This window comes from Streptomyces sp. NPDC059010 (genome assembly GCF_042740355.1).
Lineage (GTDB): Bacteria > Actinomycetota > Actinomycetes > Streptomycetales > Streptomycetaceae > Streptomyces.
Genome location: NZ_JBHYJA010000035.1, coordinates 1 through 26,029 on the forward strand (window position 1 = coordinate 1; position 26,029 = coordinate 26,029).

The window sequence follows — 26,029 nt, forward strand, 5'->3', positions numbered from 1 at the left end:
CGGCCGTCGACGAGGAACTCGCCCTCGGTGTGCTGGTGCAGACCCGAGATGATCTTGATGAGGGTGGACTTGCCGGCCCCGTTGTCGCCGAGCACACAGGTCACCTTGCCGGGATGGACGGCCAGGCTCACGCCGTGCAGGGCGCGGATGTTGCCGTAGGACTTGCCGGCGTTGCGCAGTTCGACGACGGCGGCGCCGTCGGCTGGTGCGGTGTCCTGCAGGACGGCGCCGTGGGTGCCGGTTCCTTGGGTGGTCGTCATGGGGGTCACCTCCTGGTCGCCGTGCGGCTGACCCACAGATTGATGAGCGTGGCGCCGAGGAGCATCACGCCGAGGAAGGCCTTGAACCAGTCGGGGTTCCAGCCGGCGTAGACGATGCCCTGCTGGACCATGCCGAACATGAAGGCCCCGAAGACCGGGCCGATCGCAGAGCCGGAGCCTCCGGTCAGGAGGCAGCCGCCGATAACGGCTGCGGCGATGTAGATGAGCTCCTGGCCGACGCCCTCCCCGGACTGCACCGTGTTGAAGGCGAAGAGCTGGTGCATGCCGACGAACCAGGCGCCGAAGCCGACCAGCATGAACAGCGAGATCTTGGTGAAGGTCACCGGGACACCGACCGCGCGGGCGGACTGCTGGTTGCCGCCGACCGAGAAGATCCAGTTGCCGTACTTGGTGCGCAGCAGGACCCACGTCGCCAGAGCCGCGAAGACCAGCCACCACACGACCGTGATCTTCACGTTGACGCCGCCGATTTCGAAGGACGAGGCGAAGACCGCCTTGGCCTGGTCGAAGCCGTCCATGTCCTGGATGTCGTCGGTGGCGACATTGCCGGTGATCAGCTTCGTCACCGCCAGGTTCACGCCCTGCAGGATCAGGAAGCTGCCCAGGGTGATCAGGAAGCTCGGCAGGCCCGTCCTGACCAGCATCCAGCCGTTGAAGAGACCGACCGCGAGGGACACGGCCAGGGCGACGATCACGCCCACCCAGACGTTCATGCTCAGCTGATAGGCCGTCATGCTCGCGGTGAGCGCGGAGGTGATCACCGCGACACCGGCCGACAGGTCGAACTCGCCGCCGATCATCAGCAGCGCGACCGGGAGCGCCATGATCCCGATGGTCGACGACTGGTAGAGGATGTTGGCCATCGAGCTGCCGTCGCGCACCGGCGGCGCCGCGACGAGGAAGAAGATGAACACCGCGACGGCACCGAGGAAGACACCGATCTCGGGACGTGCGAGCAGCCGCAGCGCGAGCGGCCGCTCCTGGGTCCGGCCGTCGGTCTCCTTGCCGGGGCCGGAGGCCGGCGGTGTGGGCACCGCCGGCGCAGCCTGTTGGGTCATACTCATCACCGGGTGCCCTTCGCGGCGAACTTGCCGATCGCCTCGACGTTGGACTTGTCGACGAAGGCCGGGCCGGTCAGGATCGGCGCCTCACCGCCGCCGCTGTAGTTGCCGTTGTTCTTGTAGAGCCAGAGAGAGTCGACCGCCAGGTAGCCCTGGAGGTAGGGCTGCTGGTCGACGGCGAACTCGATGGAGCCGTCCTTGATCGCCGCGATCAGCTCCTTGTTCAGGTCGAACGTCGCGATCTTCGCCTTGCTGCCGGTCTCGTCGACCGACTGTGCGGCCGTCAGCGCGATCGGGGCGCCGAGCGTGACCACCTGGTCGATCGAGGAGTCCTGCTTGAGCTTGGCGGTGATCGTCGACTTCACGGACGGCATGTCCGCGCCGTTGACGTAGAGCTTGTCGGTCTTGCCCTTGAAGCCCTTCTCCACACCGGCGCAGCGCTGCTCCAGGTTGACCGCGCCCTGGACCTGGACCACGCACAGGGCGTGCTTGGCGCCGGTGGAGTTGAGCTTGGTGCCGAGCGCCTCGCCGGAGATGGCCTCGTCCTGGCCGAAGAAGGACAGCAGGCCCTGCTTCTGCCAGTCGGGCATGCCCGCGTTGAAGCCGACGACCGGGATGCCGGCCTTGACGGCCTTGGCGACGACGTCCTTCATGGCGTCCGGCTTGGCGAGGGTGACGGCGATGCCGTCGACCTTCTGGTCGATCGCGTTCTGCACCAGGGCCGCCTGATCGGCGGCGGTCTCGTCGCTGGAGTAGACCAGCTTGACGTTGTCCTTGGCCGCGGCGACCTCGGCGCCCTTGCGGATGGTGTCCCAGAAGGTGTCGCCGGCAGGCGCGTGGGCGACCATCGCGATCGTCATGCGGGGTGTGGTGGCCTTGCCCGCGGACACGCCGCTGTCGGCGTCCTCGGCCTTCTTGCCGCCGGAGCTGCTGGAACAGCCGGCGAGGACCAGCGTGGCCGCGGCGGCCACGGCCACGGCGGGGGCGAGTCTGCGGGAGCGGGGAAGGATGGAACGGTTCATGGTGCGTGCACCTCGCTGTGCGAATGGCGGGGAGAACAGATGGGGCGAACAGGTGGGGGCCACGGCTGCTGGATGGGCCGGGATCGGGCAACGACCGCGATGTCATGGACGTGGTCGGGGAGACGATGCCGTGGTCGGCATCGGCAGGCGGGGAACCGCAGGGGTGGCCGTGTCGTGGGTGGGACGCCTTGTGGGCGTCGTCGGCGTTGATGAGGCCGACCCGGTCGACGTGACTCTCAGTGCTTTCTTGGTTGGAACAACAGGACAATTTAAAGCGCTTTAAGTGCTGGTACTATCGGCTCGTTTCCAGAGCGTGTCAAGGGTGTTGCCCGAGCAGATCGCGGACGGGAGGGCCGAAGTGGGGGAAGCGGAGTCCGAGCGTCGCCGCGGCGGCGCCGGCAAGCGTCCGCGACTGGAGGACGTCGCGGCCCGTGTGGGCGTGTCCACCGCGTCCGTGTCCCTCGTGCTGCGCGGTGTGCCCGGACCCAGTGAACGCACCCGGCAGCGGGTCCTGAAGGCCGCCGCCGACCTCGGCTACCAGGTGGACCGCACCGCCAGCATGCTCGCCAGCAGGCGCACCCGGCTGCTCGGCGTCATGATCGACGTGCACAGCCCGTTCCACGCCGAACTGGTCGAGCATCTGCACACGGCCGCCGAGGAGGTCGGCTACGACCTCGTCCTGAGCACCATGACCCGCACCCGCGACGAGCACACCGCCGTCGAGACGCTGCTCGCCTTCCGCAGCGAGGCCCTGATCCTGCTCGGCCCGACCGCCCCCGCCGACACACTCGCCTCCCTGGACCAGAAGGCCCCCGTCATCGTCGTCGGCCGCCGGATCGCCGAAGGTGAGCTGGACGTCGTACGCAGCGCCGACGACGAAGGGGTCGGCCAGGTCGTCGACCACCTGGTGGGTCTCGGTCACCGAGCGATCGCGCACGTCGACGGCGGCAAGGGCGTGATCGCCACGGACCGGCGCCGCGGGTACCGCACCGCCATGCGCCGGCACGGCCTGGACGCGCACATCAGGGTCCTGCGCGGGGAGAACACGGAAGAGGCCGGTGAGCGAGCCGCCCGCCAGCTCCTCGACTCCGGCGACCTCCCCACGGCCGTCCTCGCCTACAACGACCAGTGCGCCATCGGCGTCCTCACCGCCCTCGCGCGCGCCGGAGTGTCCGTCCCCGGCGAGGTCTCCGTGGCCGGCTACGACGACGACACGCTGTCCCGCCTGAGCTGCTTCAACCTGACCACGGTCAGCCAGGGCGCCCGCGAACAGGCCCGGTACGCGGTCGCCGCCGCCGTGGAACGCCTGGACCAGGACCGCACCGAGCCCCGAGAGGTGGTCCTCACCCCGGAGCTGGTCGTGCGGGGGAGCATCGCGGCGCCGCGCTGAACGGGGGAAGGCCCGCCGCTCCAGCGTCACGCCGCTGAGTCGACGAACGGGCGGTCGTTCCCGCCGGCGAGCCGGCGGTGGAGCGTGGCGATCCCCACCCCGGCCCGGCGGGAGCTCGCGCGGGGCGTCCTCATCGGTCCCGAACAGGGCCGTTCCCGCCAACTCCGCTAGTACTCAATGGAGTTGACGGGCGTGTCGGTGCGCTGACGGGCTCATCGCTCCAGCGGCCGGTGCGCGGTTTCGGGGAGGCGCAGATACACCAGCGACGAGCCGAGGCACAGTGCGGCGACGTACCAGGGGAAGAGGCCCGCGTGGCCGATCTCCTTGAACAGGGTGCCGACATACGGCGCCGTCCCCCCGAACATCGCGACCGTCAGCGAGTACGGGAACCCGATGCCCGCCGCCCGCACCCGGGGCGGGAACAGCTCGGCGTTCACGGCCGCGCTGATCGAGGTGAACCCGGTCAGCAGCACCATGCCCGCGCACTGCACCAGCAGCAGCACCGCGAACGAGTCGTGCAGGGAGTGCAGGAGAGGGACGGTGAGCAGGGTGAAGCCCAGTCCGAAGAAGAGCAGCAGGGGGCGGCGTCCGAAGCGGTCCGAGAGGAGGCCGCCGATCGGCTGGAGCAGGGCGAAGAAGGCCAGCGAGATGGTCCCCGCTAGCAGCGCGTCCGACTTCTCGATGCCCGCGTTGAGTTCGGCGTACGTCGGCAGGTACGACGTCCAGGTGTAGTAGGCGATGGTGCCGCCGGCGGTGATGCCGCAGATCAGCAGCGACTGGCGGGGATGGCGGCGCAGCGCCTCCAACAGACCGGGGCGCGGGGCCTGTTGCTGCTCGGCGCTCCTGGTCTCCTCGGCGCCCTGCCGGATCCAGAAGCCGACCAGGCTGAGTACGGCACCGAGGACGAACGGCACCCGCCAGCCCCAGCCGTTCATCTGCCCGTCGTTCAGCGTGCCCACCAGTAGCGTCGCGATGCCGGAGGCGACCAGTTGTCCGGCGGTCGTCGACACGTACTGGAAGCTGGAGAACAGCCCGCGCCGTCCCGGTCCCGCCGACTCCACCAGGAAGGTCGTCGACGCCGCGAACTCGCCGCCCACGGACAGGCCTTGGAGGAGCCGGGCGAGGACGAGGGTCACCGGAGCGAGGACGCCCACGGTCTCGTATGTCGGCGTCAGCCCGACCAGCAGACTGCTGCCGCCCATCAGCAGGATGGTGATCGTCAGCGCGGCGCGCCGGCCGCGGCGGTCCGCGATCGCGCCCATGAGCAGCCCGCCCACCGGACGCATGAAGAAACCCACCGCGAAGACGGCGAACGTCGACAGCAGCGGCACCAGCGAGTTGTCCGCGCTCTTCGGGAACACCTCGGCCGCGATATAGGTGGCGAGGAAGGTGTAGGCGTACCAGTCGTACCACTCCACGGCGTTGCCGACCGAGGCGGCGAGGAGCTGGCGTACGGGCCGGGAGGCCGGCGGGGAATCCGTGCGCGTCGTCTCTGTCATGATCGCGACCATCCCCGGACGGCGGCCCCGGCACACCTCACGTACCCCCTACTTTCACACGAGCGCCACCGGACCCTTCCCTGACGTTTGGTGCTCCTGGAACACTCCTTCCGCGCGCATTCCGTCACATGCCGTTCGGTCAAATCACCCTCAATGGGAAGAGGTCCCTCACTCATGCCCGAAGTCAATCGCCGCAGATTCCTTCAACTCGCGGGCGCGACCACGGCGTTCACGGCTCTGTCGAGCAGCATCCAGCGGGCCGCCGCGATCCCGGCGAACCATCGCACAGGGTCCATCGAGGACATCGAGCACATAGTCGTCCTGATGCAGGAAAACCGTTCCTTCGACCACTACTTCGGAAAGCTGCGCGGCGTCCGCGGCTTCGGCGACCCGCGCCCGGTGAAGCTGGACAACGGCAAGTCCAACTGGCACCAGTCGAACGGCACCAAGGACATCCTGCCGTTCCACCCGGACGCCGACGACCTCGGCATGCAGTTCCTGGAGGGCCTTCCGCACGGCTGGACCGACGGCCAGCAGGCGTACAACGGCGGCAAGTACGACAAGTGGGTCCCCGCCAAGGGCACCACGACCATGGCGTACCTGACCCGCGAGGACATCCCCTTCCACTACGCCCTCGCCGACGCCTTCACCGTCTGCGACGCCTACCACTGCTCGTTCATCGGCTCCACCGACCCGAACCGCTACTACATGTGGACGGGCTACACGGGCAACGACGGCACCGGCGGCGGCCCGGTCCTCGGCAACGACGAGCTCGGCTACGGCTGGACGACCTACCCCGAGCGCCTGGAGCAGGCCGGTGTCTCCTGGAAGATCTACCAGGACATCGGCAACGGCCTGGACGCGGCCGGCTCCTGGGGCTGGATCGAGGACGCCTACCGGGGCAACTACGGCGACAACTCCCTGCTGTACTTCAACAAGTACCGCAACGCCAAGGCGGGCGAGCCCTGGTACGACAAGGCCCGCACCGGCACCGACGCCAAGAGCGGCGACGGCTACTTCGACCAGCTGAAGGCCGACGTGAAGGCCGGGAAGCTGCCGAAGATCTCCTGGATCGCCGCGCCCGAGGCCTTCTCCGAGCACTCCAACTGGCCGTCCAACTACGGCGCCTGGTACATCGCCCAGGTCCTGGACGCCCTCACCTCCAATCCGGAGGTCTGGTCGAAGACGGCCCTGTTCATCACCTTCGACGAGAACGACGGCTTCTTCGACCACGTCGTCCCGCCGCTGCCGCCGAAGGACGCCTCCCAGGGCAAGTCCACCGTCGACGTCTCGCTCGACCTGTACAAGGGCGACAGCAAGCGCCCGGCCGGCGCCTACGGCCTCGGCCCGCGGGTGCCGATGCTGGTCGTCTCGCCGTGGAGCAAGGGCGGTTACGTCTGCTCCGAGACGCTCGACCACACCTCCATCCTGCGGTTCATGGAGGCCCGCTTCGGCGTCAAGGAGACGAATGTCTCCCCCTGGCGCCGGGCCATCTGCGGCGACCTGACCTCGGCCTTCGACTTCTCGCGCAACGACAGCCGCCCGGCCGCGCTGCCGGGGACGGACGAGTACGAGCCGCAGGACCGCGAGCGTCACCCCGACTACAAGCCGACGCCGCCCGCCGACCCGGACATGCCGAAGCAGGAGCGCGGTCTGCGCCCCTCGCGCCCACTGAAGTACGCCCCGTACGTGGACGGCTCGGTGGACGCGGCGGCCGGGAAGTTCACGCTGGCCCTCGCCTCCGGCGCCAAGGCCGGTGCCGCCTTCCACATCACGTCCGGCAACCGCACCGACGGCCCCTGGATGTACACCACCGAGGCCGGCAAGTCCCTCACGGACACCTGGAACTCGGCGTACTCGAACGGCTCGTACGACCTGACCGTGCACGGCCCGGCCGGTTTCGTGCGCTACTTCAAGGGCTCGAACAAGACGGCCGGTCCCGAGGTCACCGCCCGGCACAAGGGCGACGACATCGAGCTGACGTTCACCAACAAGGGGACGGCGAGCGTCCGCCTGAAGGTGGCCAACGGGTACGGCGGTCCCGCCACGACGGTGACGGTCGCGCCCGGTGCCACGGCGCGGCGCTGCATCGGCCTTCTGGCCAGCCGTCGCTGGTACGACCTGACCGTCACGGCCGACGGCGACCCGGCGTTCCTGCGGCGGTTCGCCGGGCGCGTCGAGAACGGGCGGCCGGGTGTGAGCGACCCGGCGATCATCACGGAGTAGCCCGCAGCGCAGAGCTGCTCACAGCGGTGTGAGGTGCCCCGGCCCCGGCTGCCGGGGCACCAACGCCGGTCCGGGCGCGGCCGACCCGGGCAGCAGCACCCGTTCCTGCGCCGCCGACGTCGACGCCGACTCCAGTGCCAGTACGGCGGCCACGGGGTGCTCCTCGTCCGCGGCGGGGGCGGCCGGCGTGAGCGCGGGTTCGGGTGCGGGGGCGGGTGAGGCCGCCGGTTCGGGGGTCGCGCGGCTGAGCAGCACCACACCCCAGGACGCCAGGCCCGCCCCGGCCAGCGCGAGCAGGATGCCCGTCGCGCCGCCCTGCAGCCGCTCGCCGAGCAGGACCAGCCCGATCACCACGGCCGCCAGCGGGTTCGCCAGCGTCACCACCGCGAGCGGGGCGCCGAGCCCGCCCCGGTAGGCGGTCTGCGACAGCAGCAGTCCGCTCGCCGCGAGGGCCGCGACCAGCAACGCCACGCCGACCACCTGCGGGCTGAGCAGCGGGGCCGAGTGGTCCGTCGCGGCGACCGTCACCGTCTGGGTGAGCGCCGAGGCGACGCCGGAGGCGAAACCGGACGCGGTCGCGTGCCGCAGCCCCGGCCGGGCGCCCGGCCGCGACAGCACGCCGATCAGCGCCACCGTCACCGCCGCGACGGCCAGCGCCTCGGACGTGCTCAGCACCTCCTCGGGCGCGGGCCCGGACGCCGTGACGAGGATCGCGCCGAGGCCGACCAGCGTCAGCGCCGTACCGCGCCACTCGGGCCCGCTGACCCGCCGCCCCGCGAGGCGCGCGCCCAGCGGCACCGCGGCCACGAGGGTGAGCGCGCCGAGCGGCTGGACGACGGTCAGCGGACCGTACTTCAGAGCCACCACGTGCAGCAGCGCGCCGGAGCCGTTGAGCAGGACCGATCCCCACCAGGCGCCGGAGCCCAGGAGCCGCAGCAGGCCCGAGCCGGGGGCGCGGGAGGCCAGCCGCTCCTGGGCGACGGCCGCGGCGGCGTAGGCGACGGCGGAGAACAGGGACAGGGCGATGGCGAGGACGGTGGCGTTCATCGGGCCGCTCCCACGAGTACGGAATCTCCGTCGACCGCTTCTCCGGCCTCTTCGCCCTCTTCGCCGCGGGCCGTCGGCACGGGCTCGCGGGCGCCGCTTCCGGCCGTCGTCGCCGTGCGCTTCGGCAGCCGGATCACCGCGAGGGCGAGAGCGAGCATGGCCGCCGCCACGATCGCGTCGAGCCAGTAGTGGTTGGCCGTGCCGACTATGACCAGCAGGGTCAGCAGCGGGTGCAGCAGCCACAGCAGGCGATAGCGGGAGCGGGTCGCCGCGATCAGGCCGATCGCCACCATCAGGGCCCAGCCGAAGTGCAGCGAGGGCATCGCCGCGAACTGGTTCGACAGGTGGTCGGTCTCGGGGGAGCCGTACACGGAGGGGCCGTACAGCTGCCCGGTGTCGAGCAGACCGGCCGCGGCGAGCATGCGAGGCGGGGCCAGCGGGAACGTCAGATGCACCAGCAGCGCGGCGGCGGTGACCGCGGCGAGGACGCGGCGGGCCCAGACGTAGTGCGCGGGGCGCCTCAGGTACAGCCAGACCAGGAAGGCGGCGGTGGCCGGGAAGTGGACGGTCGCGTAGTAGGTGTTCGCGATGTGTATGAGCGTGTCGCTGTGCAGCAGAGCGTTCTGCACCGAGCCCTCGCCGGGCAGGTGGACGGCACGTTCGAGGTCCCACACGCGGTCGGCGTTGCGGAAGGCCTCGCCGGTGTGGCCGGTGGCCAGCTGCCGGCCCAGCTTGTAGACGAGGAAGAGCCCTGCGACGAGCAGGAGCTCACGGACCAGCGGAGGCCGCGCTATCGCGGCTGTCTCCGCCTGTGCAGGCTCGGTGCGGGCATTCATTCCCCCGGCCCTTTCGCTGAACGGTGGGTGGTGCATCGAAACAATGGCGTACCGATACGCCAGAGTACCGATACGCCACTGTACCGATACGTCGGCGTTCCGGTACAGTGACGTATCGATAGACGTGCGACACACTGGAGAGCAGGACCCGCCAAGGGTTCGGCGAACGCACACCAACGAGGAGGAGAGTCATGACGTCGCAGGCCGCGGACGGACCGGAGACGGTCGCCGCCTCGCGCCGCTCCAAGATCACGCCCGAGCGTGAGCAGGAGTTCTTCGACGCCGTGCTCGAACAGATCCGCGCGTGCGGCTACGACTCCGTCACCATGGAGGGCGTCGCCGCCAGCGCGCGCTGCAGCAAGTCCACGCTCTACCGGCAGTGGAAGACCAAGCCGCAGTTCGTGGCCGCCGCCCTGCGCGCCAGCCGGCAGACGCGTTTCGACGGCATCGACACCGGGACGCTCGCGGGGGACCTGCGCGAGGCCGCCCGGGCCGCCGGGGCGTGGTCGGGCAAGGACACCCGGCTGTTCCAGGCCCTCGGCCATGCCGTCATGCAGGACCCGGAACTCCAGCGGGCGCTGCGCGAGGCGCTCATCGACCCCGAGATCGACGCGCTGAAGGAGATCCTCCGGCGCGGGGTCGAGCGGGGCGAGGTCGCCGGGGACCATCCGGCGCTGGAGTACATCCCGGCGCAGATCTTCGGCGTGCTGCGGGCCCGGCCCGTCCTGGAGGGCCAGGACGCCGACCCCGCATACATCGTCCGGTTCGTGGAGGCCGCCGTGCTGCCGACACTGGGCCTGACCTGAGACTCAGGCCGCCGTCCACGGGATGACTGGACGGTGACCTGTTCCGCGCCGCACCGTGGGGACGGGGGCGGCGCGCACCCCCCGGCCGGGTGGGGTTCCTCTTGAGCGGAGGGGCGCCCCACCCGGCCGCATCACGTTGCGGGCCGGATCAGACGTCCTGGCCGTTGCCGCCGCCCGTGGACACCTTGATGCCCTCGGTGATCTTGTCGATGACCGACTGCTCCCCGGCGTCGACGCCGATGCGGACCACGACCATCTGCTGCGCACTGACGGGGGAGGGGAAGGCGAGCGACTCGACGTAACCGTCGGCGCCCTTGCTCGTGACCGCCTTCCAGCGGACCAGATAGCCCTTCTGCCCGGCCACGGTGACCGCCTTGGAGGCCAGCACCTCGTGCGAGGTGATCTTGCCGTACCCCTTGCCGTAGGACTCGTCGGCGTTCGCCGAGATGTCCGCCTTGGCGATCTCCTCGGCCGTCTTGCCCTTGGTGCCGAGCGCGAGCGCGGGCGCCGAGTAGGCGCCGCCCTTCATACAGGTCTGGGAGGTGTCCGAGGGGCACTTGTACGTCTTGTCCGACCCCACGTGCGCGCCCCAGCTGATCTGCTGGCCGTACCAGCCGTCCGGGATGGGGATGCTGATCCCGCTCACCGGGTCGGTCACCGCACCGCTGTCGATCTTCGGCGCCTCGGAGCCCTCGGGGGAGGGCGACTGCCCGCCGGAACCGCCGTTGCCGCCCCCGGAACCGCCGTCGCCGCCGCCGGGGCCGCCGAAGGGCCCGCCCTGACCACCGCCGGGGCCCTGTCCACCCGGGCCGCCCGGGCCCTGCTGGGAGTTGGCGCCGCCGCCCGAGCCGTCGGCGGTCAGCGCGTACACGCCGACGCCTATGCTCGCGAGGACGACCGCCGCCACTCCCACGGCTATGCCCGTGCGCAGACCGCGCCGCCCGCTCGGCTGCACCTGCCCCGGGTAGCCCGGATGCACCGGATACGCCGGGTAGGCCCCGTCGGCGGCCGGCTGCACGGGATACGCCGGATACGCCCCGTCGGCCGGTGACTGCACCGGATACGCGGGCACGGCCCCGTCCGCCGACGGCTCCTGCGGAGGAGCCGCCTCGGCGGCCGACCCCGTGGGCCGGACCTGGTCCGTCCATGCCTTGCCGTCCCACCAGCGCTCGGTGGGCGGACCGTCACTTTTCCGGCCGGGGTCGGGATACCAGCCGGGAGGAGTCACCTGCGTCATGTACCCACCGTATGAGGTGTCGGTGAAAGCCGGATGAGAGGATCCGGCCCGACGGCCGCGAAAATGCCCCGCCGCCCCGGGGTGTCGGCCGTCCGAGGATTCAGGTCGGCGTCACTCCAGCACGAGCCGCACCGGCCGCTCCCGCGCGGGCGACGGCAGCCGCAGGCCCTCCCGGCCCGGGGTGAGGGAGCCGAGCACGCGGGCGTGCCGGGCGCCGGTGGCCGCCGGGTCGGTTCCCGGCAGGCCGTGCGCGGTCAGGAATCCCAGTACGGCGAAGGCGTACGCCTCCTTCGCGGCGGCCGGCAGCCCCAGCACGTCGGACGTACGCAGCGTCACCCCCGCCAGCTGCTGCCCGAGCATCCGCATGAGCACGGGGTTGCGTGTCCCGCCCCCCGAGGCGATCACCTCCGTGGCGCCCACCGTACGCACGGCGTCGGCGACCGTCCGCGCCGTGAGCATGGTCAGCGTGGCGACGACGTCCTCGGCACGCAGCGTCCCGAACCCGGCCAGCGCGTCCCGCAGATACCCGAGATGGAAGAGCTCCTTGCCGGTCGTCTTCGGCGCGGGCAGCGCGTAGTACGGCTCCTCCAGCAGCCGTTCCAGCAGCGCTTCACGGACGCTGCCGTGACCGGCCAGCGCCCCGTCCACGTCATAGGCGAACCGTCCGCCGCTGAACCCGCTCGCCGCCGCGTCGATCAGCGCACAGCCCGGCCCCGTGTCGAAGGCGGTGCCGTCGGGTGCGGTGAGGTTGGCGATGCCGCCCAGGTTGAGGGCGACCGGGGTGCCCGGCCGGCCGCGCAGCCACAGCAGGTCGACCAGGCTGACCAGCGGCGCTCCCTGCCCTCCGGCGGCGATGTCGCGCGGCCGGAAGTCGGCGACCACGGGCAGCCCGGTGGCCTCGGCGATCCAGGCCGGCTGTCCGAGCTGGAGCGTGCCGTGGACCCGCCCGTGCTCGGCCCAGTGGTACACGGTCTGCCCGTGCGAGGCGACCAACTCGGCCCGCCCGTCGCACAGTTCACGGTCCGCGCGGGTGGCCGCCACCGCGAACGCCTGCCCGATCCGCGTGTCGAGCCGGCACACCTCGGCCATCGAGGCCGCCCCCGGCGGCAGCGCCTGCGCGAGCGCCTCGCGCAGCCCGTCGTCGTACGGCTCGCTCACCAGCCCCAGCGGCTTCAGGACGAGGCTGTCGCCGACGAGGCTCAGGTCGGCGGCGGCCGCGTCGATGGCGTCGCACGACGTGCCCGACATCAGACCGATCACCCGCATCCGCTCAACTCACTTTTCCTTCAGGAGACTTGGTCGGTCGGGACGTGGTCGTGGGGGACTTGGCCAGCGCAAGGATGCTCACCGCGCAGGTCGCCGCCGCGTAGTACGCGGGGATGTCCACGTTCCCGGTCCGTTCGATCGTCTCCGTGATGATGAGCCCGGCACACCCCGAGAACACCGCATTGGACAACGCGTAGGCGAGTCCCAGGCCCGTGTAGCGCACGTTCGTCGGGAACAGCTCCGCGAGCATCGCCGGTCCGGGCCCCGCCATCAGCCCCACCACGGCGCCCGCGCCACACACGGCTGCCCCCTTCAGGGTGAGGGAAACGCCGGGGGCCTGCAGAAGGTTGAGCAGCGGCACCGCGAGGACCACCACCAGCACCGCCCCCGTCAGCATCACTGGCCGCCGGCCGATCCGGTCGCTGAGCAGACCGGCCGGGAGGATGGTCAGCGCGAACCCAAGGTTGGCCAGCACCGTCGCGACCAGCGCCTGCTGGAAGGTCGCCTCCAGCGTGGACTGCAGATAGGACGGCAGCACCACCAGGAAGGTGTACCCGGCCGCCGCCCACCCCATGATCCGCCCCGCGCCCAGCGCGATCGCCCCCAAAACCTCGCGCACGGGAGGCCGCTCGGCCGCCCGCTCCTCCCGGAACGCGGGTGTCTCGTCCAGCCTCAGCCGCAGCCACAGGGCGCCCAGCCCCAGCGGCAGCGTCAGCAAAAACGGCAACCGCCAGCCCCACGCGTTGAGTTGATGCTCCGTCAGCACCGTGGCCAGCAGCGCCGCCCCCGCACCGCCCAGCAGCCCCAGCGCCACGGTGAACGACTGCCACGACCCGTACAGCCCGCGCCGCCCGGGCGGCGCGAACTCGGTCATCACCGCCACCGCGCCCCCGAACTCCCCGCCCGCCGACAGCCCTTGCAGCACCCGCAGGAACGTCAGCAGCCAGGGCGCGAGGGCGCCGACCGTGGCGTACGTCGGCAGCGCGCCGATCAGTGTCGTAGCCCCTGTCATCAGCAGGATCACCACGATCAGCACGGGCCTGCGGCCGATCCGGTCGCCGAGCCGGCCGAACAGGGCCGCCCCGACGGGCCGGAAGAAGAACGCCAGCGCGAACGACGCGTACGTCCTCACCAGCGCCTCGGCCTCGCTGCCGCCCTCGGGCGTGAAGAAGCGCGCCGCGATGATCGTCGCGAAGTAGCCGTAGACCCCGAACTCGTACCACTCGATGAAGTTGCCCACCGAGCCCGCGAGCAGGGCCCTGCGGGGCCGGACCGTGCCCCGGTCATGGATCGTCAGCGTCATTCCCGCGCCTCTTCACTGTCGGTTCGGCCGTCGGTTCTTGACTCTCCGTCGGGTTTTCCGGGGCAGGTCACGGGCCCTGCGCGTCGCCCGCCCGCACCCGGATTCACCCATCACGGCAAGAGCTGCCCGGACCGGCCTCCACTCAGTCAATCGGACGGCTACGCTCAAGCTCTGTACGTCGTTCGGGCGACTTGGGGAGGTATCGGGATGACGGAGGTACGGCCCACACAGGCCGCCTCGGCCTCCCTGTGGGAGCGCGACGAGGAACTCGCCGCCGTCGAGCGGGCCCTCGACACCCTGTGCGCCGACGAGTCCTCGTCGGGCGGTCTGCTGGTGCTGCGGGGCGAGGCGGGACTGGGGAAGACCGCGCTGCTGGCCGAGACACGCCGCATCGCCGAGGCCCGCAACTGCACGGTGTGGTCCGCGCGCGGCAGCGAGACCCTGAGTTCCGTCCCCTTCAACGTGGTGCGGCAGTTGCTGCAGCCCGCGCTGCTGTCGCTGATGCCGGAAGAGGCGCGCGAATACCTCGGCGACTGGTACGACATCGCCGGACCCGCCCTCGGCATAGCGGAACCCGGCGAGCGCCAGGCCGACCCGCAGGGCGTGTGCGACGGACTGGTCGCCGCCGTACGCCGACTGGCCCGGCGCGACTGGCCGTTGGTGCTGCTGGTCGACGACGCCCACTGGGCCGACCAGGAGACCCTGCGCTGGCTCGCCGCCTTCGCCGAACGCCTCGCCGAACAGAGCGTCCTGGTCATCGTGGCCCGCCGCCCCGGCGGTGTCAGCGGCGACGCCGCCCGCCATCTGGACACGGTCGCCGCCGCGGGCTCCTCCGTCGCCAACCTCAGCGCCCTCACCCCGGATGCCACCGCCGGCCTCACCCGCGCCACCCTGGGCGCGCACGCCGACGCCCCGTTCTGCCGCGAGGTCTGGGCGGTCACCGGCGGCAACCCGTACGAGACCGTCGAGCTCCTCGCCAAGGTGCAGGACAGCGAGTTCGAGCCGACCGAGGCCTCGGCCGGTGAACTGCGCGCCCTGAACCGCGCGGCACGCGGCGGCGGCCTCGTCGCCCGCCTGGAGACCCTCGGCATCGAGGCCACCCGGTTCGCCTGGGCGGCCGCCATCCTCGGCGCCGGCATCTCCGTCGACCTGGTGGCCGAGCTCGCCACCATGAGCCTGGATGACGCCGTGGGCTGCGCCGACCTGCTGCGCGCCGCCCGTATCCTCACCGAGCCCGACCCGGCCGCGGCCCAGCCCGACGACGGCGACCTGCAGTTCGTCCACCCGCTGATCGCCACCGCCGTCTACAACTCCATCCCCGACGCCCTGCGCACCGCCATGCACGGCATCGCCGCCCGCGTCGTCACCGACAACGGACGCGGGGCCGCGGTCGCCGCCCGCCACCTCATGGAGGTCCACCCGGACCACGACGAGGAACTCGTCGAGCAGCTGCGCGAGGCCGCCCGCGAACACCTTGCCGTCGGCGCCCCCGACGCGGCCCGCCGCTGCCTGGAGCGCGCCCTGCTGGAGCCGCCGCTGCCCGAGGTGCACGCGCGCGTGCTCCACGAACTGGGCTGCGTCACCCTGCTCACCGCGCCCGCGACCACCATCGACCATCTGCAGACCGCCCTCGCCATGCCCGGCCTCGTCGGTGACGAACGCGTCGACGCCGTCTACCGCCTCTCCCAGGCCCTCCTCCACAACGACCAGTTGGAGGAAGCCGTCCGCACCGTCGAGGCGGAGGCCGCGAAGCACCCGGCCGGTCCCGTCAAACTGCGGCTCCAGGCGGTGCAGTTCATGTGGGAGGGCCTCTACGCGGGCGAGGCGGCCTCCCCCGGACGCTCGGCCCGCCTCGCCGAACTCGCCAGGACCTGCACCGGCCGCCACAACTCCGAGCGCGCCCTGCTCATACTGCGCGGCTTCGATGCCATGGCCCGCGGCGAGAACGCCGAGGAAGTGGTCGAACTGTGCGACCGCGCCCTCGTCAACGGCCGCCTCGCCCCCGGGCTGGGCTGGACCGACCCGGAGTGGGGCATCGAGCTGCCGATGATGCTGGCCAGCGCCTATGCCTACACCGACCGGCTCGACCGGGCCGAGGCCCTGTACAACGAGGCGCTGCGCGCCTACGAGTCCGCAGGTTGGAGCGGCGGCCACCTCGCCCTGGCCCACGCCTATGTCGGACTCGGTCTGCGCAGGCGGGGACGGCTCCGTGAGGCGGAGGCCTCCCTGCGCAAGTCGCTGGCGCTCGCCGAGCGCGTCGGCCGCCGACTGCCCCTGCACTGGTCCGCCACCTGCAACCTCGTCGACACCCTGATCGCCCGCGGCCATGTCGACCAGGCCTGGGAGATCGCCGAGCAGTACGGCTTCGCTCCGCCCTACCCGTCCACCATCGTCCTGCCGGACCCGCGCTCGGTCCGCGGCCGTCTGCTCCTCGCCGTCGGCCGCACCAAGGACGGCATCAACGAACTGGAGGCGGCGGAGAAGGCGGCAGCCGTCCGCGCCCACCACAACCCGGTCCTCGTCCCCTGGGCCGTCGACCTCGCCAGAGCTCTCGCGAGCGAGGACCCGGCGCGTGCCGCCCGGCTCGCCGGCGACGTCCGACGGCACGCCGAGCGCTTCGGCACCGACACCGCGATCGGCGAGGCCCTGCGCTGTGCCGCCGCCCTGGAGACCGGTCAGCGCGCGGTACGCCTCGCCGAACAGGCCGTCACCTATCTGGAGGCCTCGCCCTGCCAGTACGAACACGCGGCCGCCCGCGTCGAGTACGGCATCGCCGCCCGCTCGTCCACGGAACTCCGGCGGGGTCTGACCCTGGCGCAGTCGTGCAGGGCGGACGGCCTGGTACTGCAGGCTGAGGCTGCGTTGGCCGCGGGCGTGATGTGAGGCGGGTCGGACGGGCTGTGGTGAGGCGGGTCAGAGGGCCAGCAGCTGGTCGGTGACCGCGGCCAGCCGCTTGCGTACCTCGGGGTCGTACGTCCCCTCGTGTGCCCGCGCCCGGGACGTCCCGTCGAAGTAGCCGCCCGAGCCCAGGTCCCGGGTGGCGAGGGCCAGGACCCCGGGCGCGCCGTCCGCGACCGAGCTCCAGGGCGTGATGCCGCCCTCCCGCACCATGCCGGTGTCCATATAGGTCGCCGGGTGCAGCACGTTGACACAGACGCCGGTGCCCTCCAGTTCCTCGGCGAGAGCGAACGTATGGGCGGCGAGGGCGAACTTGCTGCGGCGGTACGCCGAGACACCGTCGTAGCCGCGGGTCAGCTCGGGGTCGTCGAAGTCGAGGGGCTCCTGGCCGGCGGAGCCGACGTTCACGATCCGCGCGGGCGCGTTGGCGCGCAGGACGGGAAGCAGGGCGCGAGTGAGCGCGACCGGTGCCAAGTAGTTCACCGCCAGCCGCAGTTCATGCCCGTCGACGCTGAGCTCACGGCCCGCGTCGGGTGAGCCGAAGCCCACCCCCGCATTGTTGATCAGTACGTCGAGCTCGGGATGCTCCCCGGCGACATGGGCGGCCAGCTCCCGCACCTGCCCCAGCGAGGCCAGATCCGCGACGAACCCCTCGGCCTCGCCCTCGCCGCGCAGCTCCTCCACCAGCTGCTCCGTACGGCCCGCGTCCCGGCCGTGCGCGAGCACCCGGTGTCCGGCACGGACCAGCTCGAAGGCGACGTAGCGACCGAGACCCGAGGTGGCGCCGGTGATCAGAATGGTGGACATGCCTCCACCGTAGGCACGGGGCGGCGGCATGTGCGAGGTGCTGCTGAAGCTACGACCAGCAGGGTCACCCTTCCTTCTCCGCCTCCTCCGCTTCCTCCGCGAGGACGTGCTGCGCCGCCGCGAAGGCCGAGTTGGCCGCCGGAACACCGCAGTACACGGCCGTCTGCAGCAGTACGGCGCCGATCTCCTCCGGTGTCAGCCCGTTGCGGCGGGCCGCCCGGACGTGCATGGCCAGCTCGTCGTAGTGACCGTGCGCGACCAGGGCCGTCAGGGTGATCATGCTGCGCTCGCGGCGGGTGAGGGTGGGGTCGGTCCAGATCTCGCCCCAGGCGTAGCGCGAGATGAAGTCCTGGAAGCGTGCGGTGAACGGGGTCTGCCGGGCCTGCGCGCGGTCGACGTGGGTGTCGCCGAGCACCTCGCGCCGCACCTCCATGCCCCGCTTGGCATGGCCGTCGAGGTGCGCGCGCAGCGCAGTCAGCACCGCTTCCGGGCACTGCGCGGGCGCCAGGTGGGAGGCCCCCGGGATCTCGACCAGCGCGGCTGCGGGCACGGCGTCCGCGATCTCCCGCAGATGGGCGGGCGGGGTGGCGGGGTCCTCGCGCCCGGCGATCAGCAGCGTCGGCGCGGAGATCTCGGCCAGCCGGTCACGGAGGTCGAAGGCGGCCAGCGCGTCACAGCAGGCGGCGTAGGCGGCCGGGTCGGCGTCCCGGTGGTCCTGGACCAGCCGCGGCACGGTGAAGCCGGGCGTGAACCAGCGGGCGTTCGCGTTCTCCGCCAGAGCGGCGAGCCCCTCGCTGCGCACCTGCGCGGCCCGCTCCTCCCACGGCTTGGCGCCGTTGAAGTGCGCCGACGAACAGATCACGGCGAGGGAGGTGACCCGCTCCGGGTGGTGCACCGCCAGATGCAGGCCCACCGCACCACCGAGCGAGACCCCCGCATACGCGAACCGCTCGATGCCGAGGGAGTCGGCGAGCGCGAGCACCAGTGTGGCGAGGTCACCGACCGTCGCACCGGCCCCGATGAGGCCGGCCGCCGAGCCGCCGTGCCCCGGCAGATCCCAGCGGACCACCCGATGGGTGATCGACAGCTCGGGCGCGACCTTGTCCCACACGGCGTACGACGTGCCGAGCGAGGGCCCGAGCAGCAGCGGGGGTGCGGAAGTGGGCCCTTCGGCGCGGTGGTCGAGGAGTTCGTGGGTCAACGTCGCTCCAGAGCACGGTCGGTGAGGGCTCCGGCGGAGCCGGTGTAGTGGGTGGGGTCGAGGTCGACGTCGGCCAGCTCCGGTGCCTCGGCGAGCGAGCGTCCCTCGGACGCCAGCCGGGTGAGCAGTTCCTTGGCGCGGGCCCGGCCCAGTACCGGGGCCAGCTCGGCGGAGAGCCGCTCGGAGACGATCAACCCGTGGGTGAGATCGAGGTGTTCACGCATCACCTCGGGCCTGACCTTCAGCCCCTCGGCCAGTTCCACGGCATCCCGGGCGGCTCCGCCGACCAGCCGCAGCAGCTCCCGCAGCGGCTCCCACTCGGCATGCCAGGCCCCCGCCGGACGCTCGTCCTCCGCCGGCAGCGACCCGTACAGCGTGGCCGCGAGCTGAGGCGCCCGCCGCGCCGCGGAGACGATCAGCGTGGACCGTACCGGATTGGACTTGTGCGGCATCGCGGACGAGCCCCCGCCACTGCCCTCCGCGACCTCGGCGATCTCGGTGCGGGAGAGGGTGAGGACATCCACGGCGACCTTGCCGAGCGCGCCCGCCGTGAAGGCCAGGCATCCGGCGAGATCGGCGATCGGTGTGCGCAGGGTGTGCCAGGGCAGGCCGGGGGCGCGGAGGCCGAGTTCGCGGGCGTACGCCGCCGGAAGCGCGGTCGGATCGCTCGCGCCGTACGCCCCGAAGGCGGCCAACGTCCCTGCCGCGCCCCCGAGTTGGGAAGGCAGCGAGCCCCGTACGGCCGACACCCGGTCCCGTGCGTCGAGGACCAGCGCCCGCCAGCCGGCCGCCTTCAGCCCGAACGTCGTCGGTACGGCGTGCTGGGTGAGCGTCCGTCCCGGCATCGCGGTGTCGCGGTGCTCTGCGGCCAGCCGGGCGAGCGCCCGTTCGGTGCGGCCGAGGTCGCCGAGGACCAGGTCGAGGGTGCGGGCGGCGACCAGCATCGTCGCCGTGTCCATGATGTCCTGGCTGGTCGCACCCCGGTGGACATAGGGGCCGTACTCCTTGCCGACGGCCTTCGTCAGCTCGCCGACCAGGGGGATGACCGGGTTGCCGCCGGCCCGGGCGCGCCCGGCGAGGGAGCGCAGGTCGAAGCGGCCGGCGTCGGCGGCCCCGGTCACCGCCGACGCGGCCTCGGCCGGGGCGAGGTCAAGGGCCGCCTGGGCCCGGGTGAGGGCGGCCTCCGCGTCGAGCAGGGCCTGAAGGTAGGCCGTGTCGCCGGTCGCGGAGGCGGCGGGGGAGCCTGCCCATCCCGGGGCGAGCAGGCCGGTGTCGGTGACGGGGTCGGTCTCGGCTTCTGTCTCGGTCTCGGCGGGATCGGCGGGTGATGTCACTGGAACTCCAGGAAGACCGTCTCGCCTTCGCCCTGAAGGCGGATGTCGAAACGGTACGTTCCGTTGCCCTGCTCCACCGCGATCAGCGTGTCGCGGCGCTCCGCGTCCACCCGGGACAGCAGCGGGTCCGCGGCGAGCGCGGCCTCGTCGCCCGGCAGATAGATCCGGGTGAACAGGTGCACCAGCAGCCCGCGCGCGAACACACACACGCTGAGGTACGGCGCGCTCCGCCCGCGCGCGCCGGGCCGCAGCGTCCGCGCCGTCCAGTGGCCGTTCGCGTCCGTCTGGATCCGCCCCCAGCCGGTGAACTCCACCCCGTTGCGCCCCAGGAAGCCACCGCTCGCCGGGTCGCGCCGCATCGAGCCGTCGACCTGCGGGACATGGCCGTCCGGGTCGGCGCCCCACAGCTCCACGAAGGCGTCCGGGAGCGGATTGCCCTCGCCGTCCAGGACGTATCCCTGGAGGGCGATCGTGTCCGGGTGGCCGACGGGCGCGATGTCGCCGCCGCCGGGGAAGGGCAGGGCGTGGCCGTAGAAGGGGCCGACCGTGTGCGACGGAGTGGGGAGCACGGTCTCGGGACGGTTTGTGTCGATCTTCGTCATGGCAGGTCAGCGCCCTTCTTCGATCCACGTGGCGTTCGGCCCGTCGAGCACGATGTCCCAGTGGTAGCCCATCGAGAACTCCGGCACCGACAGGCTGTGGTCGTACGTCGCGACCAGCCGCTGCCGGGCCGCGTCGTCCGTGACGGACTGGATGATCGGGTCGTACGGGAACAGCGGGTCGCTCGGGAAGTACATCTGCGTCACGAGCCGCTGGGTGAACGCCGTGCCGAACAGCGAGAAGTGGATGTGGGCCGGCCGCCACGCGTTGACGTGCTGGCGCCACGGGTACGGGCCCGGCTGGACGGTGGTGAAGCGGTAGAGGCCGCTGTCGTCGGTCAGGGTGCGTCCGACGCCCGTGAAGTTCGGGTCCAGCGGTGCGTCGTGCTGCTCACGCTGGTGCGCGTAGCGGCCCGCCGAGTTCGCCTGCCAGATCTCGATCAGCTGGCCGCGGATCGGGCGGCCCTTCGCGTCGAGAAGGCGGCCCTCGACGGTGATGCGCTCGCCGATCGGCTCCCCGTTGTGCTGCCGGGTGAGGTCGTTGTCGATCTCGGTGATGTCGCGCTCACCGAAGGCGGGGGAGTGCAGCTCCACCAGCTCCGGGTCCTTGCTGACGTCGATGGAGACGGGCGGCTGCTTGGGATGGCGCAGGACCGAGGAGCGGTACGGCGCGTAGTCGCGGCGCGGCTGGTGCTCGACGGGGGCTCCGTCGGCGATCCGCTTCTCGTACGCGGCGTGCTCGGCCGCGATCTCCTGGTCGATGTCGTGCTGGGTGAGAGTCATGGGGTTTCCTCGGGGGTCTTCAGCGTTCGAGGACGAGGGCGAGGCCCTGGCCGACGCCGATGCACAGGGTGGCGACGCCGACGCCGGTGCCCTTGCGGGCGAGTTGGTGGGCGACCGTCCCGGCGAGCCGGGCACCGGACGCGCCGAGCGGGTGGCCGAGGGCGATCGCGCCGCCCTGCGGGTTGAGGATCGCCGGGTCGAACTCGGGCCACTCGGCGACACAGCCCAGCACCTGGGCGGCGAAGGCCTCGTTCAGCTCCAGCACGTCCAGGTCGGCGAAGGTCCTGCCCGCCTTGGCCAGGGCGCGGTTGACGGCTTCGACGGGGGCGAGGCCGAAGTAGTGCGGGTCGAGCGCGTGGACGCCGGTGGCGGAGATCCGGGCGAGGGGTTCGCGGCCGGTGGCCTTCAGGCCCTCCTCGTCGGTCAGCAGCAGGGCTGCGGCGCCGTCGTTGAGCGGGGAGGCGTTGCCCGCGGTGACGGTGCCGTTCTCGGTGCGGAACGACGGCTTCAGCCTGGCCATCGCGGCCAGGGAGGCGTCGGGGCGTACGCACTCGTCGGCGGCGAAGACGACCGGGTCGCCCTTGCGCTGCGGGATCGGCACGGGCGCCAGCTCGGCGTCGAACAGGCCCTGCTGCCGGGCCCGCGCGGCCTTTTGATGGGAGGCCAGCGCGTACTCGTCCTGCTGCTCCCGGCCGATCTTGTGCTTGTCGGCGATGAGCTCGGCCGACTCACCGAGCGGGATGGTCCACTGCGGCTCCATCCGCGGGTTGACCATGCGCCAGCCCAGGGTGGTGGAGTACAGCTCGGTGTGGGCGGCGGGGAAGGGCTTGTCGGACTTGGGCAGGACGTACGGCGCCCTCGTCATCGACTCGACACCTCCGGCCACGGCGATGGAGGCGTCCCCGACGGCGATGGCGCGGGCCGCCTGGATCACCGCTTCGAGGCCGGAGGCGCACAGCCGGTTGACCGTCACGCCGGGCACAGAGGTGGGCAGGCCGGCCAGGAGGGCGGCCATCCGGGCGACGTTGCGGTTCTCCTCGCCGGCGCCGTTGGCGTTGCCGAGGTAGACGTCCTCGATCCGGGACGGGTCCAGGTCGGGCGTACGGGCGAGGAGTTCACGGACGGCGTGCGCGGCCAGGTCGTCCGGGCGCACGCTCGCCAGGCCGCCGTTGTAGCGGCCGACCGGGGTGCGGACCGCGTCCACGAGATAGACGGTCTTCACAACAGGCCCTCCGCGACGGTGAGTTCGGTGTCGGTCTTCGCGATGATCTCGTCCGCGCTCACGCCGGGCGCGGTCTCGGTCAGCACCAGACCGTCGTCGGTGACGTCGAGGACACCGAGGTCGGTGATGATCCGGTTCACACACGCCTTGCCGGTGAGCGGCAGCGCGCACTCGGCGAGGATCTTCGGCGAGCCGTCCTTGGCGGTGTGGGTCATCACGACGATGACCGTGCGGGCCCCGTGCACCAGGTCCATCGCCCCGCCGATCCCGGTGATCATCTTTCCGGGGATGGCCCAGTTCGCCAGATCGCCCTTCTCGGAGACCTGCATCGCGCCGAGTACGGCGACGTCGATGTGCCCGCCGCGGATCATCGAGAAGGACAGCGCCGAGTCGAAGAAGGACGCCCCCGGCAGGACCGTCACGGTCTCCTTCCCGGCGTTGATCAGGTCCGGGTCGACCTGGTCCTCCGTGGGGTAGGGGCCGGTGCCGAGAATGCCGTTCTCCGACTCCAGGACCACCTCCACCCCCTCGGGGAGATAGTTGGGGATCAGCGTCGGCAGGCCGATGCCGAGATTGACGTACTGGCCGTCTTCGAGCTCGCGCGCCGCGCGCGCCGCCATCTCCTCGCGTGTCCAGGCCATCAGCTGCTCACCGTCCGCTGCTCGATCCTCTTGTCGGCGGCCTGCTCGGGGGTGAGGGCCACCACCCGCTGTACGAAGATCCCCGGCAGGTGTACCGCGTCCGGATCGATCGCGCCCGGCTCCACGAGTTCCTCCACCTCGGCGATGGTCACCCGACCGGCCATCGCGGCGAGGGGGTTGAAGTTCCGGGACGACTTGTTGAAGACGAGGTTGCCGTGCCGGTCGCCCTTGGCCGCGCGGACCAGCGCGAAGTCGGTGCGGATGCCGCGCTCCAGCACATACTCGGTGCCGTCGAACTCCCGCACCTCCTTCGGCGGGGAGGCCAGCGCCACCCCGCCGGAGCCGTCGTAGCGCCAGGGCAGCCCGCCCTCGGCGACCTGCGTGCCCACCCCGGCCGGCGTGTAGAAGGCGGGGATCCCGGCCCCGCCGGCCCGCAACCGCTCCGCCAGCGTGCCCTGCGGGATCATCTCCACCTCCAGCTCCCCGGCCAGGTACTGCCGCGCGAACTCCTTGTTCGCCCCGATGTAGGAGCCGGTCACCCGACCGATCCGCCCCGCCGCCAGCAGCACCGCCAGGCCGGACTCCATCGCCCCGCAGTTGTTCGAGACCACCCGCAGTCCGCCGACCCCACGCTCGAACAGCGCCTGGATCAATACGTTCGGCACACCACTCAGCCCGAAACCGCCCACCGCGAGCGACGCCCCGTCGCCCACATCGGCCACCGCCTCCAGGGCCGTGGCGACCACCTTGTCCATCCGTGAAGCCCCATCCCGTCCGAGCGCCCGGCATCCTCAGTTAATCAGGGTACTGAGCATTTGAGTGAAGTTTCCTTCACGCTGCCACTTGTGGGATGCAGCGTCAAGACCCTGGAGAAGGGCGAGGTCAATGGGCTGTGCCGTCCTGGAGACAAGGTGCGATGCGGCCCGGTATTGTTCAGTGCACGGATGAATTGACCCTCGGGAGTACACATGGCGGCGGTGGACCTCACCACCCACCCCGGGCATCTGGCCCGGCGGCTCCAGCAGGCGCACTACCTGCTGTGGAACACGATGGTGTCCGAGGAGATCACCTCGCCCCAGTTCGCCGTCCTCAACACGCTCGTCGCCGAGCCCGGCCTGGACCAGCGGACGGTGGGGGAGCGGGTCGGGCTCGACCGGTCCACCATCGCCGAGGTGATCAGCCGGCTCGGCCGCCGTGGGCTGCTCGACAAGGTCCGTGACCCCCAGGACGGCCGCCGCTTCCTGCTGCGTCTGACGGACGAGGGGCTGCGCACGCACAAGAAGCTGACCGTGCGCACGGCCCGGATGAACCAGGTCTTCCTGGCCCCGCTGTCCGCCGAGGAGCAGACGCTGTTCTTCGATCTGATCCGGCGGGTCTCGGACGCGGCCGAGGGGCTGCGCAATCCGGCGGAACGCCTCGTCGCGCAGCCCTGACCGCACCTGTGACCGCAGCTCCGACCGCTGCCCTGTCCGCCGCCCGGACGCTCAGTGCGCCGTGGCGAACACCACCCACACCTGGCCGTGCTGGAACTTCATCGGCTTGCCGTTCCGGGTCGTGAACGTCGTGCCGCCCGAGGCCTTCGGACGCTTCCACTTCACACCGTCGTAGGCGAGTCCGTCCCGCAGCACCGTCGCCTTCCCGGCGCCGACCGTCTCGGAGTACGGCGTGTTGTTGCCGAGGAAGTCATGGAACCTGGACTCGCGCACCTTCACGTACTGCACGATGACCGTCCCTGCCTTGACCCGTCGCCCGTCCGTCGTCCTGGCGGCCTTACCGTCCATGGCGACCAGCCAGCAGTTGCGGCTACTGGACCAGGTGAAGGTGTACCGGGCCGCTTCGAAGCGCACCGTCCGCGAGTGCACGGCCTTGCCGCCCGCGGGGGCGGCACCGAAGCGGAAGCCGGTCGTCAGGACGTCCGTGCCCGGGGCGGGGGACATCAGCCGGCGGGGCCGCAGATAGAGGTTGTGCGGTGAGGGCCTGGCCTTGTAGCGGAAGTACGCCTTGGTCGCCTTCTCGGGCGGCTCCGCCAGCACCGACGTCTTGTCGATCAGCGGCAGGAGCTTGCGCTGCGCCCCGGAGAAGGCGAGCACCGGCCGGTCGAACTGGCGCAGCAGCTCCAGATCGCTCTCGCGGGCGCTGCGTACCGGCCCGACCACCTTCGGCAGCTTCTGCGCGTACATCGCCATCAGCCGGCTGAGCCCGCCCTCGACCTGCTCGACGTACACGATGTCCGCCTCGTTCAGGCCCGTGTGGGGCCGTGCGGCGCGCACGTTGTCGATCTTCACGGCGAGGATGGACTTGTACTTCGCCCTGCTCTTGCTCTCACTCGGCGCCTGGGGCTGCGGCCGGCCGCGGCCGTCGTCACGTGAGTCGTCGGAGGTCGTGCAGCCGGCCGCCAAGGAGGCGGTCATCAGGGCGGCCAGCAGAGCCGCCGTCGCCGTGGTGCCTCTCGCGCGCACCCTTCGCTGTCTGCCCACCGTTGCCACCCGCCACCACCCACTCAGTTCATTTCACCAATTGTGCGCTTATCAGTTAATAGGTGCCCATGCGTGATCGGTTTGCGCCGCGCG

General features: G+C 71.6%; 23 protein-coding genes. 5 read left to right on the top strand and 18 right to left on the bottom strand.

All coding sequences use genetic code 11. From position 1 onward, the window contains the following. From ACFWYS_RS31705 to ACFWYS_RS31715, 3 genes are all read right to left on the bottom strand, one after another. A partial coding sequence (locus ACFWYS_RS31705) for an ATP-binding cassette domain-containing protein (protein ID WP_384776200.1) occupies positions 1–260 on the bottom strand: 260 nt, incomplete at its 3' end. Between the two features lie 5 nt (positions 261–265). Next, positions 266–1,345: an ABC transporter permease gene (locus ACFWYS_RS31710; protein ID WP_384776202.1), complete on the bottom strand. Its 1,080-nt coding sequence runs from the start codon at positions 1,343–1,345 to the stop codon at positions 266–268. After that, positions 1,345–2,364, bottom strand: coding sequence for a sugar ABC transporter substrate-binding protein (locus ACFWYS_RS31715; protein ID WP_384776205.1), 1,020 nt, complete (start codon positions 2,362–2,364; stop codon positions 1,345–1,347). The genes ACFWYS_RS31710 and ACFWYS_RS31715 overlap by 1 nt, the downstream gene beginning before the upstream one ends. A 358-nt stretch (positions 2,365–2,722) precedes the next feature. Between ACFWYS_RS31715 and ACFWYS_RS31720 the strand changes: the two genes are divergently transcribed. Beyond that, entirely contained in the window at positions 2,723–3,754 is a 1,032-nt protein-coding gene (locus ACFWYS_RS31720; protein WP_384776207.1) for a LacI family DNA-binding transcriptional regulator, read from the top strand. Positions 3,755–3,966: 212 nt separating this feature from the next. Here the strand turns inward: ACFWYS_RS31720 and ACFWYS_RS31725 are convergent, their stop codons facing one another. Then, complete coding sequence (locus ACFWYS_RS31725; RefSeq protein ID WP_384776209.1) at positions 3,967–5,265, bottom strand: MFS transporter; 1,299 nt, start codon at positions 5,263–5,265, stop codon at positions 3,967–3,969. Positions 5,266–5,427: 162 nt separating this feature from the next. Between ACFWYS_RS31725 and ACFWYS_RS31730 the strand changes: the two genes are divergently transcribed. Further along, positions 5,428–7,479 (top strand): phosphocholine-specific phospholipase C, encoded by a 2,052-nt coding sequence (locus ACFWYS_RS31730; protein WP_384776211.1) that lies wholly within the window; start codon positions 5,428–5,430, stop codon positions 7,477–7,479. A gap of 18 nt (positions 7,480–7,497) precedes the next feature. Here the strand turns inward: ACFWYS_RS31730 and ACFWYS_RS31735 are convergent, their stop codons facing one another. Then, entirely contained in the window at positions 7,498–8,526 is a 1,029-nt protein-coding gene (locus ACFWYS_RS31735; RefSeq protein WP_384776213.1) for a hypothetical protein, read from the bottom strand. Then, the gene (locus tag ACFWYS_RS31740) at positions 8,523–9,362 is read right to left on the bottom strand and encodes a phosphatase PAP2 family protein (RefSeq protein ID WP_384776215.1); all 840 of its coding nucleotides are present in this window, start codon (positions 9,360–9,362) and stop codon (positions 8,523–8,525) included. Before ACFWYS_RS31740 ends, ACFWYS_RS31735 begins: the two co-directional genes overlap by 4 nt. A 191-nt stretch (positions 9,363–9,553) precedes the next feature. On the opposite strand from ACFWYS_RS31740, the gene ACFWYS_RS31745 reads away from it, so the two are divergent. Continuing rightward, positions 9,554–10,168 carry a TetR/AcrR family transcriptional regulator gene (locus tag ACFWYS_RS31745; RefSeq protein ID WP_384776217.1) on the top strand — a complete coding sequence of 205 codons (615 nt, stop codon included), beginning with the start codon at positions 9,554–9,556 and terminating at the stop codon, positions 10,166–10,168. A 148-nt stretch (positions 10,169–10,316) separates the two neighbouring features. On the opposite strand, the gene ACFWYS_RS31750 is transcribed toward ACFWYS_RS31745, so the two are convergent. From ACFWYS_RS31750 to ACFWYS_RS31760, 3 genes are all read right to left on the bottom strand, one after another. Continuing rightward, the gene (locus ACFWYS_RS31750; protein WP_384776219.1) at positions 10,317–11,405 is read right to left on the bottom strand and encodes a DUF2510 domain-containing protein; all 1,089 of its coding nucleotides are present in this window, start codon (positions 11,403–11,405) and stop codon (positions 10,317–10,319) included. A gap of 111 nt (positions 11,406–11,516) precedes the next feature. Continuing rightward, on the bottom strand, positions 11,517–12,671 hold the full coding sequence (locus tag ACFWYS_RS31755; RefSeq protein ID WP_384776221.1) for an anhydro-N-acetylmuramic acid kinase: 1,155 nt from the start codon (positions 12,669–12,671) through the stop codon (positions 11,517–11,519). 4 nt (positions 12,672–12,675) lie between these two features. After that, a complete protein-coding gene (locus ACFWYS_RS31760; protein ID WP_384776223.1) occupies positions 12,676–13,974 on the bottom strand; it encodes an MFS transporter in 1,299 nt (432 codons plus the stop codon). Positions 13,975–14,181: 207 nt separating this feature from the next. On the opposite strand from ACFWYS_RS31760, the gene ACFWYS_RS31765 reads away from it, so the two are divergent. Further along, positions 14,182–16,857 carry an ATP-binding protein gene (locus ACFWYS_RS31765; RefSeq protein ID WP_384776225.1) on the top strand — a complete coding sequence of 892 codons (2,676 nt, stop codon included), beginning with the start codon at positions 14,182–14,184 and terminating at the stop codon, positions 16,855–16,857. Positions 16,858–16,887: 30 nt separating this feature from the next. Here ACFWYS_RS31765 and ACFWYS_RS31770 read toward each other — a convergent pair whose 3' ends face one another. The 8 genes from ACFWYS_RS31770 to ACFWYS_RS31805 form a co-directional block, all read right to left on the bottom strand. Beyond that, complete coding sequence (locus tag ACFWYS_RS31770) at positions 16,888–17,679, bottom strand: SDR family NAD(P)-dependent oxidoreductase (RefSeq protein ID WP_384776227.1); 792 nt, start codon at positions 17,677–17,679, stop codon at positions 16,888–16,890. A gap of 64 nt (positions 17,680–17,743) precedes the next feature. Continuing rightward, the gene (gene pcaD, locus ACFWYS_RS31775; protein ID WP_384776229.1) at positions 17,744–18,880 is read right to left on the bottom strand and encodes a 3-oxoadipate enol-lactonase; all 1,137 of its coding nucleotides are present in this window, start codon (positions 18,878–18,880) and stop codon (positions 17,744–17,746) included. Beyond that, positions 18,877–20,214 (bottom strand): 3-carboxy-cis,cis-muconate cycloisomerase, encoded by a 1,338-nt coding sequence (pcaB, locus tag ACFWYS_RS31780; RefSeq protein WP_384776231.1) that lies wholly within the window; start codon positions 20,212–20,214, stop codon positions 18,877–18,879. Before pcaB ends, pcaD begins: the two co-directional genes overlap by 4 nt. Beyond that, on the bottom strand, positions 20,211–20,816 hold the full coding sequence (gene pcaG / locus ACFWYS_RS31785) for a protocatechuate 3,4-dioxygenase subunit alpha (RefSeq protein WP_384776233.1): 606 nt from the start codon (positions 20,814–20,816) through the stop codon (positions 20,211–20,213). The genes pcaB and pcaG overlap by 4 nt, the downstream gene beginning before the upstream one ends. A 6-nt stretch (positions 20,817–20,822) precedes the next feature. Beyond that, positions 20,823–21,596, bottom strand: coding sequence for a protocatechuate 3,4-dioxygenase subunit beta (gene pcaH / locus ACFWYS_RS31790; RefSeq protein ID WP_384776235.1), 774 nt, complete (start codon positions 21,594–21,596; stop codon positions 20,823–20,825). A gap of 19 nt (positions 21,597–21,615) precedes the next feature. After that, positions 21,616–22,818 (bottom strand): thiolase family protein, encoded by a 1,203-nt coding sequence (locus tag ACFWYS_RS31795; protein ID WP_384776237.1) that lies wholly within the window; start codon positions 22,816–22,818, stop codon positions 21,616–21,618. Beyond that, the gene (locus tag ACFWYS_RS31800) at positions 22,815–23,459 is read right to left on the bottom strand and encodes a CoA transferase subunit B (protein WP_384776239.1); all 645 of its coding nucleotides are present in this window, start codon (positions 23,457–23,459) and stop codon (positions 22,815–22,817) included. The genes ACFWYS_RS31795 and ACFWYS_RS31800 overlap by 4 nt, the downstream gene beginning before the upstream one ends. Then, on the bottom strand, positions 23,459–24,214 hold the full coding sequence (locus ACFWYS_RS31805; RefSeq protein WP_384776241.1) for a CoA transferase subunit A: 756 nt from the start codon (positions 24,212–24,214) through the stop codon (positions 23,459–23,461). Before ACFWYS_RS31805 ends, ACFWYS_RS31800 begins: the two co-directional genes overlap by 1 nt. 213 nt (positions 24,215–24,427) lie before the next feature. Here ACFWYS_RS31805 and ACFWYS_RS31810 point away from each other — a divergent pair, with 213 nt between their 5' ends. Further along, complete coding sequence (locus ACFWYS_RS31810; protein ID WP_384776243.1) at positions 24,428–24,892, top strand: MarR family winged helix-turn-helix transcriptional regulator; 465 nt, start codon at positions 24,428–24,430, stop codon at positions 24,890–24,892. A gap of 51 nt (positions 24,893–24,943) precedes the next feature. Here the strand turns inward: ACFWYS_RS31810 and ACFWYS_RS31815 are convergent, their stop codons facing one another. Continuing rightward, the gene (locus tag ACFWYS_RS31815; protein WP_384776245.1) at positions 24,944–25,918 is read right to left on the bottom strand and encodes a DUF3048 domain-containing protein; all 975 of its coding nucleotides are present in this window, start codon (positions 25,916–25,918) and stop codon (positions 24,944–24,946) included. Positions 25,919–26,029: the final 111 nt, after the last annotated feature.

Excerpts from the sequence above, each read along its gene's own strand:
- ACFWYS_RS31750 (WP_384776219.1), bottom strand. The coding sequence starts at position 11,405 with ATGACGCAGGTGACTCCTCCCGGCTGGTATCCCGACCCCGGCCGGAAA.
- ACFWYS_RS31755 (WP_384776221.1), bottom strand. The coding sequence starts at position 12,671 with ATGCGGGTGATCGGTCTGATGTCGGGCACGTCGTGCGACGCCATCGAC.
- ACFWYS_RS31740 (WP_384776215.1), bottom strand. The coding sequence starts at position 9,362 with ATGAATGCCCGCACCGAGCCTGCACAGGCGGAGACAGCCGCGATAGCG.
- pcaG (WP_384776233.1), bottom strand. The coding sequence starts at position 20,816 with ATGACGAAGATCGACACAAACCGTCCCGAGACCGTGCTCCCCACTCCG.
- ACFWYS_RS31810 (WP_384776243.1), top strand. The coding sequence starts at position 24,428 with ATGGCGGCGGTGGACCTCACCACCCACCCCGGGCATCTGGCCCGGCGG.
- ACFWYS_RS31725 (WP_384776209.1), bottom strand. The coding sequence starts at position 5,265 with ATGGTCGCGATCATGACAGAGACGACGCGCACGGATTCCCCGCCGGCC.
- ACFWYS_RS31715 (WP_384776205.1), bottom strand. The coding sequence starts at position 2,364 with ATGAACCGTTCCATCCTTCCCCGCTCCCGCAGACTCGCCCCCGCCGTG.
- ACFWYS_RS31710 (WP_384776202.1), bottom strand. The coding sequence starts at position 1,345 with ATGAGTATGACCCAACAGGCTGCGCCGGCGGTGCCCACACCGCCGGCC.
- ACFWYS_RS31800 (WP_384776239.1), bottom strand. The coding sequence starts at position 23,459 with ATGGCCTGGACACGCGAGGAGATGGCGGCGCGCGCGGCGCGCGAGCTC.
- ACFWYS_RS31765 (WP_384776225.1), top strand. The coding sequence starts at position 14,182 with ATGACGGAGGTACGGCCCACACAGGCCGCCTCGGCCTCCCTGTGGGAG.
- ACFWYS_RS31805 (WP_384776241.1), bottom strand. The coding sequence starts at position 24,214 with ATGGACAAGGTGGTCGCCACGGCCCTGGAGGCGGTGGCCGATGTGGGC.
- ACFWYS_RS31730 (WP_384776211.1), top strand. The coding sequence starts at position 5,428 with ATGCCCGAAGTCAATCGCCGCAGATTCCTTCAACTCGCGGGCGCGACC.
- ACFWYS_RS31760 (WP_384776223.1), bottom strand. The coding sequence starts at position 13,974 with ATGACGCTGACGATCCATGACCGGGGCACGGTCCGGCCCCGCAGGGCC.
- ACFWYS_RS31770 (WP_384776227.1), bottom strand. The coding sequence starts at position 17,679 with ATGTCCACCATTCTGATCACCGGCGCCACCTCGGGTCTCGGTCGCTAC.
- ACFWYS_RS31735 (WP_384776213.1), bottom strand. The coding sequence starts at position 8,526 with ATGAACGCCACCGTCCTCGCCATCGCCCTGTCCCTGTTCTCCGCCGTC.
- pcaH (WP_384776235.1), bottom strand. The coding sequence starts at position 21,596 with ATGACTCTCACCCAGCACGACATCGACCAGGAGATCGCGGCCGAGCAC.
- ACFWYS_RS31745 (WP_384776217.1), top strand. The coding sequence starts at position 9,554 with ATGACGTCGCAGGCCGCGGACGGACCGGAGACGGTCGCCGCCTCGCGC.